This is a genomic window from Streptomyces canus (assembly GCF_041435015.1).
Classification (GTDB): Bacteria; Actinomycetota; Actinomycetes; order Streptomycetales; family Streptomycetaceae; genus Streptomyces; species Streptomyces canus_G.
The window spans coordinates 2,546,079-2,564,606 of the sequence record NZ_CP107989.1 but is presented as its reverse complement, the minus strand read 5'-3'; the positions used below and the strand labels follow the sequence as shown (position 1 = coordinate 2,564,606).

Genomic DNA, 18,528 nt, shown 5'->3' with positions numbered 1-18,528 from the left:
GTGCCGGTGTTTCAGAGAGCCTTCCGATGCACGAGGGCCGACATGCACAGCACACCCGGCAGCAGGGGCAGCCACACCGTCAGGACGCGGTAGCCGATGAGGGTCGCCGTGCCGAGGCTCACGGGGACGCCGTAGACGGCGAGGGTGAAGACCATGGCCGCGTCCACCGGGCCGATGCCGCCGGGCGCGGGCACGGAACCGACCGCGCTGCTCGCGGCGAGGTACGCGAACGCGACCTGCGCCCAGGACAGCGTCACTCCCAGCGAGGCGCCCACCGCGTGGATCACGCTCGCCTGGAGCAGGGGTGCGGCGGCCGCGCCGCCCCACAACGCGAGGACCCGGCTGGGCATGGTGTGCAGCCGGCGGGCGTCGGTCAGGGCGGTGCGCACGAACGTGACCGCCGGGCGCCGCAGCGGGCGGACGAGAGTCAGCACCAGGAGCGTGCCGGCCAGCCCGAGTCCCGCGGCCACCAGGGGCAGGAACAGCATCCGCCGGTCCGGGACGAGCTCACCGAGCCGCAGCAGGCCGGGCAGCGCGACCAGGAAGCCGACCAGGACGAGCGTCTTGGCGATCGGCCTGACCAGCGCGTACAGGGCGAGCGAGGCGGTGGCGCGGCCCAGCGGGATGCCCTGCCCCTGAAGGAAGCGCAGGGTGACGGCGTGTGCGCCGAGGCTCGCCGGCAGCACGTGGTTGGCCGCGCCGGCGGCGAACTGCGAGGCGACCAACAGCCCCGGCGGCAGCCGCTCGGGCAGGGCACCCTGTCGGACGACGGAGGCGGACACCCAGCCCAGGCAGGTGTAGAAGAGCCCGATGAGGAGCCACCAGGGGTCGGCGGTGGTCAGCCGTGCGGTGCCGTCGTACAGGGCACGCCAGTCCAGCGCCGCCCAGATACCGATGAGCAGGACGGGGAGCAGGGTGAGCAGGCGGCGGGTGAGACGCGTCAGGGAGCGGCGGGAACCGGCGGGAGCGGGAGCCGGAACACTGACCGGGAGCGGGGCCGGGGCGGGCGCGGGGAGCGGCCCCGGGGGACCTTCGAGCGGAAGCAGGGACACGGCGCACGTCGTCCTTTCGCGTCATGCCCCGTGCGGGACACGGGGCATGACGGAGGCAAGGCGATGCAGAGGGGACGAGGGAAACGTTCCCGCTCGGTGTGACGTTCAAATGTCCGGCAACCGAAGGGGCGCGGGCGGGTGGGCGAAACGGGGTGGGACGGCGGTGCGGAAAGAATGTCGGAGAGCCCTCATACGAGCGCCCCCGGTCGGCCGTCCCTCAGGTGAGGGGTATCCCTGGGCACCGCCGAAATCCAGCCAACCGTCGTCCTGGGGGAAGCCGGGCGCCGACTGCTGCACGCCGGGCACAACCCGCTGTTCAGGGCACGCCGCCCAGCGGCCGACTGGCCGGATCCGGCCAGGGCGGCGCCGATCTCGTCGTCCACCGGCACCGCCCGTCGATATCGTCGAACACGCATCCGTGGGGCGGGCGGTACGGCGATCGGGGAACGATGCTCCAGGTACGTCTTCTCGGTCCGGTGGAGGTGTGGGAGGGGAACCGACGGGCCCCGCTCGGCGGGGTCAGACCCCTGGCCGTGCTGTCCGCACTCGTCGTCCATCTCGGCGAGGTGCTCTCCACGGAACGGCTCGTGGACTGTGTCTGGGACGAGCAGGCGCCCGCCACCGCCAGCGCCCTCGTCGCCACCCATGTCTCCGCGGTACGCCGCGCGCTCGCCCGCGTCGGTGAAGCGGAGGTGATCCGTACCCGGCCGCCGGGATACGTCGCCGACCTCGACCCCTCCCAGGTCGACGCCCGCCGCTTCGAGGAACTGCTCACCTCGGGCCGGGCCGAGGCCGCCCGGGGCCGCGCGGACGAGGCCGCCGAGCTGCTGTCCGAGGCATTGGGGCTGTGGCGGGGGCAGGAGGCCATGGAAGGCCTGGGCCAGTCGTTCGCCCGGATCGAGGCGGCCCGGCTGGGCGAACTGCGGCTGGTCGCCCAGGAGGAGTCCTTCGGCCTCCAGTTGGAGCTCGGCCGCGCGGACCGCACGATCGCGCCCCTGCTCGCGCACGTCGCCGCCCACCCCCTCCGGGAACGGCCGCGGGGCCAGCTGATGACCGCCCTGTTCCGCACCGGACGGGTCTCCGACGCCCTGCGCACCTATCAGGAGGGCCGCGAGGTCCTGCGCGAGGAGCTGGGCATCGACGCCGGACCGGAACTGCGGGCGCTGCACAAGGCCGTGCTGACCAACGACCCCGCGCTGCTCGGCACCGGCTCCCGGTCCCACGACCCCGCACTGCCCGGAACCGGCTCCAGAGCCCACGACCCCACTCCGCCGGGCTCCGGCGCCGGCCCCCACGACCCCTCACCGCTCGGCTCCGGCTCCGGCCCGTCGGCACAGGAAGCCGTCGCCGCCGCGAAGGACCGGCAGCGGGCCACGAGCCCTGCGACGGCGGTCGGCACCGGACCGGGCGCGCCGTCCCCGAGACCCGCCCCGTCCCATCTCCCCCCGGACATAGCCGACTTCGTCGGCCGGTCGGACCAGATCGACTGGGCCGTCTCGCTGCTGGGCCGGGTCGACGACCCCGGCCGTACCGCCCCGCCGATCGGCGTGATCTCCGGCCGCTCCGGGACGGGCAAGACCGCCCTGGCCGTCCACGTCGGCCATCGCACCGCGGAACTCTTCCCGGACGGCCGCCTGTTCGTGGACCTGCGGGCCGCCGACACCGCCCCGCTGCAACCGGCCGACGCCCTCGCCCGGCTGCTGCGGGCCATGGGCGCCGAACCGGCGACGCTGCCGAGCTCCGTCGAGGAACTGACGGGGCTGTACCGCACGTACACCGGCCACCGCCGCATTCTGCTGATCCTCGACAACGCAGCCGGCGAGGCGCACGTACGGCCGCTGCTGCCGCCCGGCCCCGGTTCCGCGGTGCTCGTCACGAGCCGGCGCCGACTGGTGGCGCTGGAGGGAGCGGCCCATCTCGATCTGACCGTCCCGGGCGAGGAGGAGGCACTCGAACTCCTCAGACGGGTCGCCGGAGCGGACCGTGTCCGCGCGGAGCCGGAACAGACCGCCGAGATCGTCGCCCTGTGCGGGCGCCTGCCGCTCGCCGTGCGCATCGCCGGAGCACGGCTCGCGGCCCGGCCGCACTGGGTGCCCGGTCGGCTCGCCGCCCGCCTGCGCGACGAACGCCTCCGGCTCAACGAACTCCGCGCCGGGGACCTGGAGTTGCGCACCAGCCTGGAACTGGGCTACGCCGACCTCGATCCGCAGGAGCGGCGCGCCCTGCGCCGGCTGGCCCTGCTCGACCTGCCCGACTTCGCGGCCTGGATCGCCGCGCCCCTGCTGGACATCGGCACGGAGGAGGCCGAGGAGGCCGTCGAGCGGCTGGTCGACTGCCACTTCATCGACGTGATCGGGGTGGACGGCACCGGCCGCAGCCGCTACCGCATCCACGACCTGGCCCGGGAACACGCCCGCGAGCGCTGTCTGTCGGAGGAGAGCGCCGAGGAGCGGGCGGCGGCCGTACGGCGTCTGGTGGAGTGCTGGCTCGGGCTGGCCGAGAAGGCCGCCGCGCGGGGCCCCGGCGGCACGGCACGCTACTTCCCCGAACCGGCCGCCGTACGGCCCGTCGACCGGTTCGATCCGCAGGCCGAGGAGGAGCTGCTCAGTCGCCCCGCGGCCTGGTTCGCCGCCGAACAGGCCGGTCTGCTGGCGGCGGTGGAGTACTGCGCCGACCACGGGATGGAGCGCGCCGCCCGGGACCTCGCCGGCGCGCTGATCGCGAGCTCGGTCGCGCTGTACAACCAGTTCGACGCCTGGTCGCGCTCGCACACCGCGGCGATGGCGGCGGTGCGGCGCAGCGGCGACGGCGAGGGTGAGGCGTGGCTGCTCACCGGACTCGGTCAACTGCGCTACGAGCAGGACGAGTTCGAGGAGTCGTACGCCTACTACCGTGACGCGCTGCGGCTGTTCGAGGCACAGGACGACGGGCCGCAGGGGATGGCCCAGGCCCTGCTCGGCATGGCCACGGCCCGGCGTGAACAGGCCCGCTACTCCGAGGCGTTGGAGCTCCTCGGCGCGGCGCTGGAGCGGTACGGGCGGCTCGACGACCGTGGTGCCCGGGCCCGGGTGCTGTACGGCCTCGGTTACGTGTACCGGGAACAGGGCGACGGCCCCGCGGCCCGTGAGGCCTTCACGCAGGCCCTGGAGCTGTACCGCGCGGAGGACGACCGGCACGGGGAGGCGCTGATCCTGCGCGCGCTGGCCCTCTGCCACCGGGCCGAGGGGGAGTACGGGGACGCCGAGCGGTTGCTGCGGGGCGTGCTGCGGATTTTCGTCGGCCTCCACGACACGTTCGGCGTGATGTACACCGAGCAGTCGCTGGCGAAGGTGGAGCTGCGGCTGGGTCTTCTGGACGAGTCGCGCGAACGGCTCGGGCGGTGTCTGGAGCTGGCGCGGGAGCGGCAGGACCGGTTCGGCGAGGCGCTGGTGCTGAGGACGCTGGGGGAGTGGTGTCTGGCCTCCGGTGACGCCCGGAGTGCGCGGGGGCCGCTGGAGCGGGCACTGTCGCTCTGGGAGACGTTGCGGCTGCCGCTGTGGCGGGCGCGGACCCTCTGGGACCTGGCCGAGGTGTGGGAGGCCGACGGGGAGGCGGGGGCGGCTTCGGGGGCCCGAGCCGAAGGGATGGGGGTTTTCCGGGAGTTGGGGGCTCGGGAGGCGCGGGAGCGGGCGTAGGAACGACGTGGGCGCGACGTGGGCGCGAAGGTGCTGCAGAACTCATGGGGCCGGCGCTTGCAGGCGATCTGCAGAGCATTTGCAGAGGACCCCGCGACGCTCTTCTCGTGACAGACATCATCACGCTCGCGGATCCCAGGGTTGCCGCGGTGAGGCACGACGAGTGCGGGGAACGGCTCGTCGATCTGCGGGAGGACGGCCAGTTGAGGCTCGACGCCCGGCAGGCCGACGACGAGGGGAGCTACGCCCATCTGCGGGTCGGCGCGCTGCGGCGGCTCGTCCGGGCGCAGCGGCTGCTGCCCGCGGGGATCCGGTTCCTGGTGGTGGAGGGGTACCGGCCGCCGGACCTCCAGCGCCGGTACTTCGAGCAGTACGCGGCGACCATGCGGCAGGCTCACCCGGACGCGGCTCCCGAACGGATCCGTGAGCTGGCGAGCGCGTACATCTCGCCGCCGGAGGTCGCCCCGCACGTCAGTGGCGGCGCGGTCGATCTGACCCTGTGCGACCGCACGGGCCGGGAACTGCCGCTCGGCACGGAGGTCAACGCCACCCCGGAGGAGAGCGCGGGCGCCTGCCGCACCGACGCGCCCGGCATCACCGCCGAGGCACGCGAGTACCGGGCCCTGCTGCGCCGGGTGCTCACCACGACCGGATTCGTCAACTACCCGACCGAGTGGTGGCACTGGTCGTACGGCGACCGGTACTGGGCCCTGCTGCGCCGCGTGCCCGCCGCCCGCTACGGCCCCGCCGACCCGCCCCGCCCTGCGGCCTGACCACCGGAGCGGGACAGCGCACCAAGGACACCACGAGGGGATCACCGCAAGGGATCGCCGCGAGGATCACCGCAAGGGGGAAAGAAATGCACAGCCACGCCACCTGTCCGCCACCGCCGCGCGAGGCCGACAACCGGACGGGCCCGGACAACCGGATGAGCCCGGACAACCGGATGACCCCGGGAGACTTCGACGCGTCCTTCACGGCCGACATGCCACGTCTGCGACGACGGCTGCTCGCACTGACGGGCAATCCGCACGACGCCGACGACCTGCTCCAGGAGACCTATCTGCGGCTCTCCCGGCGGGCCCGCTCCCAGAGCCTGACGCGGCAGCAGCATCCGTACGCCTACACCTGCGCCGTGGCCCTCAACCTGTTGCGCGACTCCTGGCAGCACCCCTCCCGCCGCGAGCGCACCACGGACCAGCTGCCGGAAGCCGGCTGGGACGGCGGACTCGCCTCCTACGAGGCCTCCGCGACGGCGCTCGCGCTGCTCGGCATGCTCTCCGAGAAGGAGGCCGCCGCGGTGATCCTCGTGGACCTGGAGGGACTCACCCACGACACGGCCGGCGAGCGCCTCGGCGCCCACCGCGGCACGGTCCAGCGCAACCGCCTGCGCGGCCTCGCCAAGATGCGTGCCGCTCTCCACAACTAGGGCCGGACCGGCCCTGGCCGGGTGGCACACCTCCACGGGGGTGGGGTGTGCCACCCGCGTTTCCGCTTCTCCCACCGGTGTCACCGGCCTCCCGCTGACGCCACCTCGACGAAGGAAGAGTCCCTTGAAGACCATCAGTACGCGCCGTCGGACCAGCGGCGCGCTCCTGGGCGCCTCGGCGCTGGCGCTCACCGCGTTCTTCTCCGCCCCGGCCCACGCCGCCCAGGACGCCACCTGCGGTGTCCTCGCGCCCGGCGCCTCGGCCACGGCTCAGGCCGCCGTCGACGCGGCCTGTTCGCAGATCGGCGTCTGGTACAGCTGGGGCGGCGGCCACGCGGCCACACCCGGCGCCAGCTACGGCTACTACGACGGCTCCGACCCGGACAGCCTCCACGACGGCGAGCGCAAGGGCTTCGACTGCTCGGGCCTGATGCGGTACGCGTACTACCGGGCGACCGGCAAGGACCTGCTCAACGGCACGGCCGACGACCAGTACCACAGCTCGCAGGCCTCCGCCCGGTTCTCCGCCGGGCAGGGCACCGCCCCGCTGCTGCCGGGCGACCTGATGTTCTGGGGCAGCGGGCACATCCACCACGTCGCCATGTACCTGGGCGGCGGCCAGATGGTCGAGGCGTACGAGTCGGGCACCCACATCAGGGTCACGTCCGTGCGCACCGGCGGAGACTACGCGGGCGCGATCCGGATCAACGGCTCCGGCACCCCCGTACCGCCGCCCGCGAACGGCGGCACGGTCTTCGAGACCTGGGGCACCGGTGTGCGCACGCACAGGACGCCGAGCGTGGGCTCCGCCGTCGTCGACACCTTCCCCGGACCGACCCAGGTGTCCGTCCAGTGCCAGCAGCACGCGGAGACCGTGACCGCCGAGGGCTACACCAACGACGCCTGGGCCAAGCTCGCCGACGGCTCGTGGGTGACCAACATCTACATCAAGGGCCCGGCGTGGCTGCCCGGCATCCCGGACTGCGGCGGCAGCAGCACCCCGCCGCCGTCCGGTGGCAGCAAGGCCTTCCAGACCTGGGGCACCGGGGTGCGCACCCACAGCGAGCCGAACGTCAACGCCGGCGTGGTCGACTACTTCGCGCAGCCGACCACGGTCAACGTGGTCTGCCAGAAGCACGCCCAGGAGGTGACGGCCGAGGGCTACACCAACGACGCCTGGTCGAAGCTGACCGACGGCTCGTGGATGACCAACATCTACATCAAGGGCCCGGCCTGGCTGGACGGCGTGGCCACCTGCTGACCCGTTCCCTTCGACCGGATCGGCCGTGCGGGTGCGCCGGTCCGGCCCCGGTCCTGGAGCACCTGGCCGCCGCCGTACAGAAGCCGAGGCGCCTCACCACCCCGTGACCAACAGGTGGTTGATGAGCAGCCCGAGTACGGCCTGTCCGACCAGCCACCCCCGCACCCCCGTCAGAAACGCGCACGCCGGCAACAGCCACACCGCGAACGGCAACCAGATCCGCTCGGTCTCCGCCTTGCTCATCCCGGACAGATCCGCGACGAGCAGGGCCAGGAGAGCGGCCGCCACCAGCAGGCCCAGCCGACGATCAGCACGGTTCGGGGGTGCCGGGCGGAGGCGCGGGACAGCCCGCCGCACCCCCGCCACCGTCGCCGGCCCCACGATCAGCACCGTGCACGCCAGATTCGCCCACACCCAGTACCCGTACGGCCGAACCCCGCCCGCCCCCTGGTAGTAGCGGGTGACGAGAATCCGATACCCCTCCCACCACTCGAACCCCAGCGCGGTGAAGACCGCCGGCACGACCACGAAACCGGCCAGGGCGAACAACAGCGGCCGCCGACGGGAGGACCCGGCCCACACCACCGCCCCCGCGACGACGGCCATCAGCGTCAGGCCGTACGACAGATAGACGGTCAGCCCGAACAACAACCCCGAGCAGAAGCCGTTCAGACCCGGCCGGACCCCCCGCACCGCAAGGGCGAGCAGCGCCACCGCCCACGCGGCCACCGCCGCGAAGTACCCGTCGGCCGACGTGCCCACCCAGACCGCGGCCGGGGCCAGGACCAGGAAGGGCGCGGCGCGGCGGGCGAGCGACTCGTCGGCGAGAGTCCGTACGGCGACCAGGACCGCGACCGCCGCGGTCGTGCCGATGGTGATGCACCAGGTCCCCGCCCAGCCCCCGCCACCCAGCCCGATCCGGTCGAGCAGGACGAAGGTGAGGGTGGCGCCCGGGGGATGTCCCGCGACATGGGCGCCCCAGCTGTCCGGCGAGCCGATCAGGATGTGCCGGGTGAAGTCCCGCAGGGCCGCCGGGATGTCGTGGAAGCGACCGACGGCCGGGAGGTACTCGTTCCTGGTGGTGAGCTGCCCGGCGACGCCCCGGTGCCAACCGTCCACGAGGGCCAGCGACCACGTCCAGGCCATGCCCGCGCCCCACACGGTGAGCAGCAGCGGGCGCCAGGGGAGGCGGGCCGCCAGCGAGGGGCCGTACGCCACCATGGCGGCCGCGACGACCACCGCGGCAGGTGTGCCGGGGCCTACATGCGGGTCCCAGCTCGCCAGCAGCGGCGGCCAGCCGACACGCAGCGAGCCGTCCCGGTGCTGGATCGCCGTGCCGACCAGTACGGCGGCCAGCACGAGGAGCGCGGCGCACACGGCCGCGTACAGGTCACGAAGGAGGTCCCGGTTCACGCGGACGACGCTAGGCCGCACGACCTCCCCCGGACGGCTGACATGCGAGGACGTCAGAGTTTCGTCATGGTTCGCGGGCCCGTTTCCCCGGTGGCGCGGGCCTACCGTCGGGGCATGGCACGGTCTCCCTTCGCACCCTCCTTCTGGCGCAGTCCGCTGCGCGGCCCCTGGCTCACCTCGGTCCTCGGAGTCGTCCTCCTCGGCGGGATCACTCTGCTGTTCGTGACAGGGCTGCTGTCGTACGCCGCCTACAACCCGGACCTCTCGCCGGTGAACGACAAGACCCCGGACAAGGGCCTCCTCGGCTTCTACCTCTTCTCCTGGCCGACCGACCCGCACTGGCTGTACCGGCTGAACCAGGGCGTCCACGTCACCCTCGGCATCACCCTGATCCCCGTCCTGCTGGCCAAGCTGTGGTCGGTCGTACCGAAGCTGTTCACGCTGCCGCCCGCGCGGTCCCTCGCGCACGCCCTGGAACGGCTCTCGTTGCTGCTGCTCGTCGGCGGCGCCCTGTTCGAGTTCGTGACCGGAGTGCTCAACGTCCAGTTGGACTACGTCTTCCCGGGCTCCTTCTATCCCCTGCACTTCTACGGGGCGTGGGTGTTCTTCAGCGCGTTCGTCGCTCATGCCGTCCTGAAGATGCCGCTCGCCTGGCGGAATCTGCGCCAACTCCGTGAGGAGAAGACCGAGTTGGTCTCTCCGGACCCCGCCCGGCCGACGGTGTCCCGGCGCGGCGCCCTCTGGTTCGTCGGGAGCGGCTCGCTGCTGCTGTTCGTCACCACGGCCGGGCAGAGCTTCGACGGCGTACTCCGCAGAACCGCCCTGCTCGCCCCGCACGGGGGCGCCGAACCCGGCTCCGGGCCGGGAGGGTTCCAGATCAACAAGACCGCCGCATACGCGGGGATCGATCCGGGTGAGACGAGCGAGGAGGCCTGGCGGCTCGTCGTCGTGGGGCGTGCGGGGCGCACCGTCCGGCTCGGCCGCGCGGAACTCCTCCGACTTCCCTTGCACAGCTCGGCGTTGCCCATCGCCTGTGTGGAGGGATGGTCCACCTCGGATCAGTGGTGGCGCGGGGTACGTCTGCGGGACCTCGCGGCGCTCGTCGGGTACGAGGACGATCCGCCGGACGTCTTCGTGGAGTCGCTGCAACGGCACGGTGCCTTCCGGCGGGCCGCCCTGCGCGCCAACCAGGTCGCCGATCCGCGGTCCCTGCTGGCTCTGTCCGTCAACGGCGAGGACCTGACCCCCGACCACGGCCACCCGGCCCGGATCATCGTGCCCGCGGCGCCCGGTGTGCTCAACACCAAGTGGGTGGCCCGGCTGACGTTCGGAGACCTGTGATGCGGATCCCTCTCGGCAACCCTCTCCAACTCCTCCTGCTCGTCTGCTCGTTCGCCCTCGCGGGATACGCGGGGGTGCGGCTCCTCGCGGGGGACTGGTTCGGAGTCGCGCTGTGGTTCGTGGGGGCGGCCGTGGTGCACGACGTGGTGCTGCTGCCGCTGTACGCGGCGGCGGACCGGGCGCTCGTGAAGACGGCGGGGCGGCACGTGCTGTACGTGCGGGTCCCCGCCGCCCTCTCTCTCCTGCTCCTGCTCGTGTGGTTCCCGCTGATCAGCGGGCAGGTCGCGGACCGTTACGCCTCCGCGACCGGCCTGTCACCGGACGGCTTCCTGGCCCGCTGGCTGCTGGTGACGGCCGTGCTGTTCGGTGGCTCGGCGGTGGTCTTCGTCGTACGGCGGCGCAGGGACACGAAGGAACGGCCGCCCGCCGTCCACTGATCCACGGGTGCCCAGTCGGTGCGGGGCGCGTGCCGCAGCAGGGCCGGGCTGCCGAGCCGGGCCCACGGGAACGGGTTGCCGGTGGCTCCCCGGGCATCGGTGACCCGCACCTGGACCCGCTCGTCGACGTCCGGGTCGGTGACCGTCTCCGCGATCAACAGTCCTCCTGGGGCGAGGAGTTGGGACATCCGGTCGAGCAGGGCCGGCGGGTCGCCGCCGATGCCGACGTTGCCGTCGATCAGCAGCGCGGTGCCCCAGCGGCCCTCGCCCGGCAAGGACTCGAAGACGGACCGCCGAAGGGCCTGCCCGCCGAGCGCGACGGTCCGTGCGACGGCCGCCTCGCTCACGTCGATGCCGAGCACCCGCCGGCCGCGGGCACCGAGCGCGGCGACGAGCCGCCCCGGACCACAGCCGACATCCAGCACCGCGCCCTCGCAGCGCCGCAACACCTCCAGATCCGCGGCATCCGCGGCCGCGCACCACCGCTCCAGTTCGAGCAGCAGCAGCCATCCGTCGGAGCGGCGCAGGAACAGGGGGCCCTGACCGGTGCGGAGGGCCTGTGCATAGGGGTCGGCGGACCAGGTGCCGTCGTGGGACGGGGCGTCCGTGGCATGCGGCCAGGCCCCGGTCCGTGTGCCGGTGGCGGCGGCCGTGACCGGCTTCCGTCGCCGCTCGGAGCTGTCCGTCGGCGGTCGTGGGGTGTCGGCCTGGGCGCCGGTGTCGGGTCCGGGCGGTCGGGGTCCGGGCCGGGTGTCGGTCGTTGCGGCTGTGGCCGGCTGTCGCCGCTGCTCGTGGTTGTCCGTCGGCGGCCGTGGGTTGTTGGCCTGGGCGCCGGTGTCGGGTCCGGGCGGTCGGGGTGCGGGCCGGGTGTCGGTCGTTGCGGCCGTGGCCGGCTTCCGTCGCTGCTCGTGGTTGTGCGTCTGCGGCCGTGGGGTGTCGGTTTGGGAGCCCGTGCCGGGGCCCGGTGGTCGGGCTCCGGCACGTGTGTCGGTCGCGGTGGCCGTGGCCGGCTGTCGCCGCTGCTCGGTGCTGTCCGCTCGGGCTTGCGTGTTCGTGCCGGGTGGCCCGGTGCCGGGCGTGGGGGTCAGGTTCGGTTCTCGTGGTGCTCGGTCGGCGTCTCGCTGCCGGCCGATCCCGCTCCGCCGCGGGCTCTCGGCCTCGCCGCGCGACTCGGGGCCGGCTCCGCTCTCGCCGTCCGCCCGCAGGGGCCCCGCCTCCGCGATCCGTGCAGCGACGTCGACCCCCGGCCCCCTCATCGCCCCGCCCCCGCGAGTCGTTCCAGCTCCGCCGCGAACCGTCCGCCCGGTGCCGCCTTGGCCACCAGCTCGGCGTCGTACGCCGTGTCCACGTCCCGCAGCGGCGGCAACTGCCGTACCCGCAGGCCGCTCAGGCGGGCGCGCTGGGCCGCTCCGGTCCGGGGTGTCGACATCGGCACCCCGCGCAGCAGGGACGGATCCGGTCGCGCCAGACCCAGTGCCCAGAAGCCGCCGTCCTCGGCCGGCCCGAAGTACGCCTCGCAGTCGGCGAAGTCCACCGTGAGCAGTTCCGGAGTCACCTGGGGCGTGTCCATCCCGATGAGGAGGGCCGGGCCGTCGCAGCCCGCGAAGGCCGCGGCCAGCCGTTCGTCGAGGCCGCCCGCGCACTGCCGTACGACATCGAAGCCCGGCGGCAGCCAGGGGCCCGGCGCGCCCTCCAGGACCAGGACCCGGCGGCGGGCCGGGGTGCGGGCCACGACGTCGAGGGTGTCCGCGAGGGACGCCTCGGCCAGCGCGGCCGCCTCCTCGGGGGTGAACGGCGGGGTGAGCCGGGTCTTGACCCGCCCCGGCCGCGGCTCCTTGGCGATGACGAGCAGCGTGGTCACGCCCGCACCCCCGTCTCGGACTCGGAGAGGACCTGGCTCATGTCCCGCACCGCCTGCCACGTGCCCCGCCAGGTGCCCGTCACCTTGGAGGCACCGGTACGCGGTCGGTACGGGACGTCGTGCTCGGCGATCCGCCAGCCCGCGTCGGCCGCCCGCACCACCATCTGGAGGGGGTAGCCGCTGCGCCGGTCCGTGAGGCCGAGGGCGAGCAGCGGCTCGCGCCGGGCGGCGCGCAGCGGGCCCAGGTCGTGCAGGCGCAGACCGGTGCGGCGGCGCAGCAGCCGGGCGAGCGCGAGGTTGCCCGCGCGGGCGTGCGGCGGCCAGGCACCGCGGGCCTGCGGACGGCGCCGGCCGAGCACGAGGTCCGCCTCGCCGGCCAGCACCTCGCCCACGAACGGCACCAGGTCCGAGGGGTCCAGCGAGGCGTCGCAGTCGCAGAAGCACACGATGTCGGCCGTGGCCGCGGTCAGTCCCGCATGACAGGCGGCGCCGAAACCGCGCCGCTCCTCACGGAGGACGGTCGCGCCGAGGGCGTGGGCGATGCGGGCCGAGCCGTCCGTGGAGCCGTTGTCGACGACAAGAGCGCGCCAGCCGGGCGGGATGCGTTCCAGCACCCAGGGCAGGGCCCGGGCCTCGTCGAGACAGGGCAGCACGACGTCCACGGACGTCGCCGGTTCGTTTGGGGAAGGGGTCGTCACGACGTTCACCCTACGAGCGCAAAACGGACGAACCCGACTCCGGCTCCTTACGAAACAAGGACGTCGGAGGCCGTGGGCGGCACATGCGCACGCGTGGTGCGAGGCTTGCGGCATGGAGCAGCAGCAGTACGCACAGACCCGGCCCCGGGTCCTCGTCGTCGACGACGACCCCACCGTCGCCGAAGTGGTCGCCGGCTACCTCGACCGGGCCGGATACCTCGTGGACCGGGCCGCCGACGGCCCCGACGCCCTCGCCCGCGCCGCCGCCCACCGCCCGGACCTCGTGGTCCTGGACCTGATGCTGCCCGGCATGGACGGCCTGGAGGTGTGCCGCCGGATGCGGGGGCGCGGGCCGGTCCCGGTCATCATGCTCACCGCGCGCGGCGACGAGGACGACCGCATCCTGGGCCTGGAGGTCGGCGCCGACGACTACGTCACCAAACCGTTCAGCCCCCGCGAACTGGTCCTGCGCGTCGAGTCCGTGCTGCGCCGCTCCCGGCCCTCCCAGCCGTCCGGTCACCTGGGTGCCGCCGGACTCTCGATGGACCCGGCGGCCCGCCGCGCCCTCAAGGACGGCACCGAACTCGCCCTCACCATCCGGGAGTTCGACCTCCTCGCCTTCTTCCTGCGGCACCCCGGCCGGGTCTTCAGCCGCGAGGACCTGATGCGCGAGGTGTGGGGCTGGGACTTCGGCGACCTGTCGACCGTCACCGTCCATGTGCGCCGGCTCAGGGGCAAGGTCGAGGACGACCCGGCCAGGCCCCGCCTGATCCAGACCGTGTGGGGCGTCGGCTACCGCTTCGACGGCTCACCCGCGGAGGTGTGACCCGTGCGCGACACACTTCTCATCGCCCTCTACGCCTTCCTCGGCGCCGTCACGGCCGGACTCCTCGGCGCGTGCGTGCTGCTGCTGATCCGGCGGCGCTCGCTCTCCCTGCACCTCACCGTGGTCGCCGCCGTCGGCATCACCGCGATGCTGGCCGGCACCCTCGCGGTCGCCCAGGCCATGTTCCTGTCCGGGCACGACCTGAGCGTCGTCACGACCGTCGTCCTGATGGCCGCCGTGGTCTCCCTGGCCACCGCCCTGCTGCTCGGCCGTTGGGTCGCCGCCCGCAGCCGGGCCCTCGCGCTCGCCGCCCGCTCCTTCGGCGACGGCGGTGACTTCACCTCACCCGGCGGGCCCACGACCGCCGAACTCACCGAACTCAGCCGGGAGTTGGAGGCCACCAGCGCCAAGCTCGCCGAGTCCCGGGAGCGGGAACGTGCCCTGGAGTCCTCCCGGCGTGAACTCGTCGCCTGGATCTCCCACGACCTGCGCACCCCGCTGGCCGGCCTGCGCGCGATGTCCGAGGCCCTGGAGGACGGTGTCGCCGCCGACCCCGCCCGCTACCTGAGGCAGATCCGCACCGAGGTCGAACGCCTCAACGGCATGGTCGGCGACCTCTTCGAACTCTCCCGCATCCACGCGGGGACGCTGGCGCTGAGCCCGAGCCGGATCTCCCTGTACGACCTCGTCTCCGACGCCCTCGCGGGCGCCGACCCCCTGGCACGCGAACACGGCGTACGGCTGGTCGGCGACCGGGTGGCCGCCGTGCCGGTCGAGGTGGACAGCAAGGAGATGAGCCGCGTGCTGGGCAACCTCCTCGTCAACGCCATCCGCCGCACACCCGCCGACGGGACCGTCGCGGTGGCCGCCGAGTACCGCGCCGACGGGGTCGTCCTGTCCGTCACCGACGGCTGCGGCGGCATCCCCGAGGAGGATCTGCCCCGCGTCTTCGACACCGGCTGGCGCGGCACGCACGCCCGGACACCGCCCGCCGGGGCGGGTCTTGGGCTCGCCATCGTCCGGGGCATCGTCGAAGCCCACCAGGGCAGCACCACGGTCCGCAACGTCCCCGGCGGATGCCGCTTCGAGGTGCTCCTGCCGGGAGCCGTTTTCTGACCGAAGACACCCTCGGCCCGCTTGTCGGGTATGAGGTGGTGCCGCCCCGCGGCCGCTTTCTTTCGCGGGGTGGCACCACCGGTCCACCGCGGGCTACGCGCCCCGCATGCCCGCGCCCGCGAACTCCCGCATTCCCTCGGCGAATCCGACCGCCGCCTTCCACCCCAGCTCCGCGCGCAGCCGCGCCGAGTCCGCCGTGATGTGCCGTACGTCCCCGAGGCGGTACTCCCCGGTGACCACGGGCTCGGGCCCGCCGTGGGCCCCGGCCAGCGCGCGGGCCATCTCGCCCACCGTGTGCGGTTCGCCGCTTCCGGTGTTGTACGAGGTGAGCGCGCCGTCCCTCGAACCGGCCTCCAGCGCCGCCACGTTGGCCGCGGCCACGTCCCGTACGTGCACGAAGTCCCGGCGCTGACCGCCGTCCTCGAAGACGCGCGGGGCCTCGCCGCGGGCGAGCGCGGAGCGGAAGAAGGAGGCGACGCCGGCGTACGGGGTGTCGCGGGGCATGCCCGGTCCGTAGACGTTGTGGTAGCGCAGTGCCACCGCCGACCCGCCCGTGGCCCGCGCCCAGGACGCCGCCAGGTGCTCCTGGGTGAGCTTGGTCGCCGCGTACACGTTCCGGGGATCGACCGGGGCGTCCTCGCCGACCAGGCCGGGGGAGAGGTCCGCGCCGCACACCGGGCACGGCGGCTCGAAGCGCCCCGCGTCCAGGTCGGCGACAACTCGCGGGCCCGGCCTGACGGTCCCGTGCCGGGCGCAGGTGTAGCGGCCCTCGCCGTACACCACCATCGACCCGGCCAGCACGAGCCGCCGTACCCCCGCCCCGGCCATCGCGGCGAGCAGCACCGCCGTGCCGAGGTCGTTGTGGGAGGTGTACTCCGGGGCGTCGGCGAAGTCCACGCCCAGGCCCACCATCGCCGCCTGATGGCACACCGCGTCCACCCCGGTCAGGGCGCGGCGGACGGCGTCGGGGTCCCGTACGTCGGAGGCCGGGTCGGCCCGGACGTCGTACAGGACGGGCTCGTGACCGTGTGCCACGAGCGCCTCGACGATCTGGGACCCGATGAAACCGGCACCGCCGGTGACCAGTACGCGCATGCCCTCACGCTAGGGCCCTGAGCTGCCCGGACGGCCGGACCGCGCCCGTCACGTCACGGCTTCGTAAGACTCACGGTCGCGTGAGGCTCAGCGGGAGCGCCACCGTGAACACGGTCGAGCCGGGCCCGGCGGCCAGCTCGATGGTGCCGCCGTGCGCCCGGACCAGGGACCTCGCCACCGCGAGGCCCAGGCCGCTGCCGCCCCGGTCCCGGCTGCGGGCCTTGTCGACGCGGTAGAAGCGGTCGAAGACCCGCTCCTGGTCGGCGGCCGGAATGCCGGGACCCGCGTCCGCGATCCGCACCTGCACCCGGCCGTCCCGCACGCGGACCCCGACGGAGACCGCCGTGCCCGGCGGAGTGTGCATGGCCGCGTTGGTGAGAAGGTTGTCGAGAACCTGGCGGACACGCTGCGGATCGAGCCGCAGCTTCAGGGCCAGGGGCCCCGGCGTCACCGTCAGCGGACGGTCCGGGTGACTGGCGCGGAAGGCGTCGGCCGCGTGCTCCACCAGCTCCACCAGGTCCACCTCGACGGGCCTGAGCGGCGTCTCCACCTCCGCCGCGTCCAGGCGGGCGAGCAGCAGCAGGTCGTCCAGGAGGAAACCCATGCGGGCGGCCTCGGCGCGCAGCCGGGCCAGGTGCTTGTCGCGCTCCTCGGGGGCGTTCGCGGCGGCGTACTGGAAGAGGTCCGCGTAGCCCCGTACGGACATCAAAGGGGTGCGCAGCTCGTGCGAGGCGTCCGCGACGAACCGGCGCAGCCGCTGCTCGGCCTCCGCGCGGACCGCCAGCGAGTCGTCGATGTGCTCCAGCATGGTGTTGAACGCCGTCCGCAGCTCCTCGACCTCCGGACCGCCGCCCCGCTTGTCGGCACGCAGCGGCAGCCGGGCCGCCGACTCGGTCAGGTCGTGCAGGGCGATGCCGTGGGCGGTGTGCGTCATGTCGCTCAGCGGCTTCAGGCCCCGGCGCAGCAGCTTGCGGCCGACCACCACGAGAGCCAGCAGCGCGAGCCCGAAGGCCACGACCTGGACCGTGATCAGCCGCCGTACCGTGGCGTCGATGCCGTCCATGGGAGCCGCGCTCACCAGGACCACACCGGGCTCGACCTCGCAGGCGCGCAGCCGGTACTCGCCCTGACCCCTCAGGTGCTCGGTGGCCAGGACCTCGGTGTGCGCGGCGGCCTGCGCCTTCGCGACGCCGGTGAACGCGTCGACGTCCTCCGGCAGGTCGGAGGGGTCCTCGGGCGTGCGCAGCCGCGGGATGCCGTCCTTGACGTCGTACACCGCGTAGTACCAGCTCCAGTACTTCTTGCCGGTGAGCGTGCCGGACTCGGCGATGCTCTTCGACTGGGCGACCTGGGCGAGCGACAGCTGCTCGTTGAGCTGGGCCGACAGATAGTCCCGCATGTACGTGGTCAGCGCGGTGCCCACCACCGCGAACACCATCAGGGCAACCGCCCCGAGTCCCAGCGCGAGACGGGTACCGAGCCGCATCCTCCGGTACGCCGAACGCAGGCGGCCGAGAACGGATCTCATTCGGCCGCCTGCCGGACGACGTACCCGAAGCCCCGCACCGTGTGGATCAGGGGCTCGCCCGTGTCGTCCAGCTTGCGGCGCAGCCGGCTGACGACCAGCTCCACGACGTTGGAGCGGCCGCCGAAGCCGTACTCCCACACGTGGTCGAGGATCTGCGCCTTGGTCAGCACGGTCGGCGACTTGCGCATCAGGTACCTGAGGACCTCGTACTCGGTCGGGGTGAGGGTGAGCAGCTTGTCGCCGCGGCGCACCTCGCGGGTGTCCTCGTCCATCGTGAGATCCGCGACCGAGAGCACCGAGCGCTGGAAGCCGGGCCCGGAGCTGCGCCGCAGCACGGTCCGCAGCCGGGCCATCAGCTCCTCCACCGCGAACGGCTTGACCAGGTAGTCGTCCCCGCCCCGGGTCAGCCCGGCCACCCGGTCGGCGACCGCGTCCCGCGCCGTGAGGAACACCACGGGCACCATCGTGCCCGAGCGCCGCAGCCGCTCCAGGACGCCGAAGCCGTCGATGTCGGGCAGCATGAGGTCGAGCACGACGATGTCGGGACGGAACTCCGCGGCGCGGCTCAGCGCCTCCTCACCGGAGTTCGCGGTGACCGCCTCCCAGCCCTCGTAGCGGGCGACCGTCGCCACGAGATCGGCGATCGGCGGGTCGTCGTCCACGACGAGGAGTCGTACTTTTTCCACCCGCTCATAGTGCTTCACAGCGGCCGGAAAGCCATCGCCGGGTGGGCACCCGGGCCACATCGATAACCTCTTGAAAGTTGTACGACAGCGAATCGACAGCTCCCGCCGGAC

The 18,528-nt window shown here is 73.5% G+C and carries 15 protein-coding genes and 1 pseudogene; 8 read left to right on the top strand and 8 right to left on the bottom strand.

Features of this window, described 5'->3' with window-relative positions; genetic code table 11:
• Window positions 1-11: 11 nt before the first annotated feature.
• Window positions 12-1,052: a lysylphosphatidylglycerol synthase transmembrane domain-containing protein gene (locus OG841_RS11425; protein WP_328641510.1), complete on the bottom strand. Its 1,041-nt coding sequence runs from the start codon at window positions 1,050-1,052 to the stop codon at window positions 12-14.
• A 449-nt stretch (window positions 1,053-1,501) separates the two neighbouring features.
• On the opposite strand from OG841_RS11425, the gene OG841_RS11420 reads away from it, so the two are divergent.
• The 4 genes from OG841_RS11420 (at window position 1,502) to OG841_RS11405 (ending at window position 7,416) form a co-directional block, all read left to right on the top strand.
• Window positions 1,502-4,726 carry an AfsR/SARP family transcriptional regulator gene (locus OG841_RS11420; protein WP_365115444.1) on the top strand — a complete coding sequence of 1,075 codons (3,225 nt, stop codon included), beginning with the start codon at window positions 1,502-1,504 and terminating at the stop codon, window positions 4,724-4,726.
• Between the two features lie 107 nt (window positions 4,727-4,833).
• Window positions 4,834-5,499 (top strand): M15 family metallopeptidase, encoded by a 666-nt coding sequence (locus tag OG841_RS11415; protein ID WP_365115442.1) that lies wholly within the window; start codon window positions 4,834-4,836, stop codon window positions 5,497-5,499.
• An 86-nt stretch (window positions 5,500-5,585) separates the two neighbouring features.
• On the top strand, window positions 5,586-6,155 hold the full coding sequence (locus tag OG841_RS11410) for an RNA polymerase sigma factor (RefSeq protein ID WP_371564739.1): 570 nt from the start codon (window positions 5,586-5,588) through the stop codon (window positions 6,153-6,155).
• A 124-nt stretch (window positions 6,156-6,279) separates the two neighbouring features.
• Window positions 6,280-7,416 (top strand): C40 family peptidase, encoded by a 1,137-nt coding sequence (locus OG841_RS11405; RefSeq protein WP_328641513.1) that lies wholly within the window; start codon window positions 6,280-6,282, stop codon window positions 7,414-7,416.
• Between the two features lie 93 nt (window positions 7,417-7,509).
• On the opposite strand, the gene OG841_RS11400 is transcribed toward OG841_RS11405, so the two are convergent.
• Complete coding sequence (locus tag OG841_RS11400) at window positions 7,510-8,829, bottom strand: hypothetical protein (protein WP_371564736.1); 1,320 nt, start codon at window positions 8,827-8,829, stop codon at window positions 7,510-7,512.
• A gap of 114 nt (window positions 8,830-8,943) precedes the next feature.
• Between OG841_RS11400 and OG841_RS11395 the strand changes: the two genes are divergently transcribed.
• Window positions 8,944-10,170, top strand: coding sequence for a molybdopterin-dependent oxidoreductase (locus OG841_RS11395; RefSeq protein WP_365115437.1), 1,227 nt, complete (start codon window positions 8,944-8,946; stop codon window positions 10,168-10,170).
• Complete coding sequence (locus OG841_RS11390) at window positions 10,170-10,607, top strand: hypothetical protein (protein ID WP_328641516.1); 438 nt, start codon at window positions 10,170-10,172, stop codon at window positions 10,605-10,607. The genes OG841_RS11395 and OG841_RS11390 overlap by 1 nt, the downstream gene beginning before the upstream one ends.
• 176 nt (window positions 10,608-10,783) lie before the next feature.
• Here OG841_RS11390 and OG841_RS11385 read toward each other — a convergent pair.
• The 3 genes and pseudogenes from OG841_RS11385 to OG841_RS11375 all read right to left on the bottom strand — a co-directional run.
• Window positions 10,784-11,863: pseudogene (locus OG841_RS11385) on the bottom strand (methyltransferase domain-containing protein); the annotation flags it as partial.
• On the bottom strand, window positions 11,860-12,468 hold the full coding sequence (locus OG841_RS11380; protein ID WP_328641517.1) for a TIGR04282 family arsenosugar biosynthesis glycosyltransferase: 609 nt from the start codon (window positions 12,466-12,468) through the stop codon (window positions 11,860-11,862). The gene OG841_RS11380 and the pseudogene OG841_RS11385, both read right to left, overlap by 4 nt.
• Complete coding sequence (locus OG841_RS11375; RefSeq protein ID WP_371564732.1) at window positions 12,465-13,175, bottom strand: glycosyltransferase family 2 protein; 711 nt, start codon at window positions 13,173-13,175, stop codon at window positions 12,465-12,467. The genes OG841_RS11380 and OG841_RS11375 overlap by 4 nt, the downstream gene beginning before the upstream one ends.
• 103 nt (window positions 13,176-13,278) lie before the next feature.
• On the opposite strand from OG841_RS11375, the gene OG841_RS11370 reads away from it, so the two are divergent.
• Together OG841_RS11370 and OG841_RS11365 are read left to right on the top strand one after the other, a co-directional pair.
• Window positions 13,279-13,992 (top strand): response regulator transcription factor, encoded by a 714-nt coding sequence (locus OG841_RS11370; protein ID WP_266558053.1) that lies wholly within the window; start codon window positions 13,279-13,281, stop codon window positions 13,990-13,992.
• A gap of 3 nt (window positions 13,993-13,995) precedes the next feature.
• Window positions 13,996-15,108: a sensor histidine kinase gene (locus OG841_RS11365; RefSeq protein ID WP_328641519.1), complete on the top strand. Its 1,113-nt coding sequence runs from the start codon at window positions 13,996-13,998 to the stop codon at window positions 15,106-15,108.
• Window positions 15,109-15,201: 93 nt separating this feature from the next.
• Here the strand turns inward: OG841_RS11365 and OG841_RS11360 are convergent, their stop codons facing one another.
• The 3 genes from OG841_RS11360 to OG841_RS11350 form a co-directional block, all read right to left on the bottom strand.
• Window positions 15,202-16,203 carry an NAD-dependent epimerase/dehydratase family protein gene (locus OG841_RS11360; RefSeq protein WP_328641520.1) on the bottom strand — a complete coding sequence of 334 codons (1,002 nt, stop codon included), beginning with the start codon at window positions 16,201-16,203 and terminating at the stop codon, window positions 15,202-15,204.
• Between the two features lie 70 nt (window positions 16,204-16,273).
• Window positions 16,274-17,731 carry a sensor histidine kinase gene (locus OG841_RS11355; RefSeq protein WP_328641521.1) on the bottom strand — a complete coding sequence of 486 codons (1,458 nt, stop codon included), beginning with the start codon at window positions 17,729-17,731 and terminating at the stop codon, window positions 16,274-16,276.
• Window positions 17,728-18,417: a response regulator transcription factor gene (locus OG841_RS11350; protein ID WP_328641522.1), complete on the bottom strand. Its 690-nt coding sequence runs from the start codon at window positions 18,415-18,417 to the stop codon at window positions 17,728-17,730. Before OG841_RS11350 ends, OG841_RS11355 begins: the two co-directional genes overlap by 4 nt.
• Window positions 18,418-18,528 lie beyond the last annotated feature (111 nt).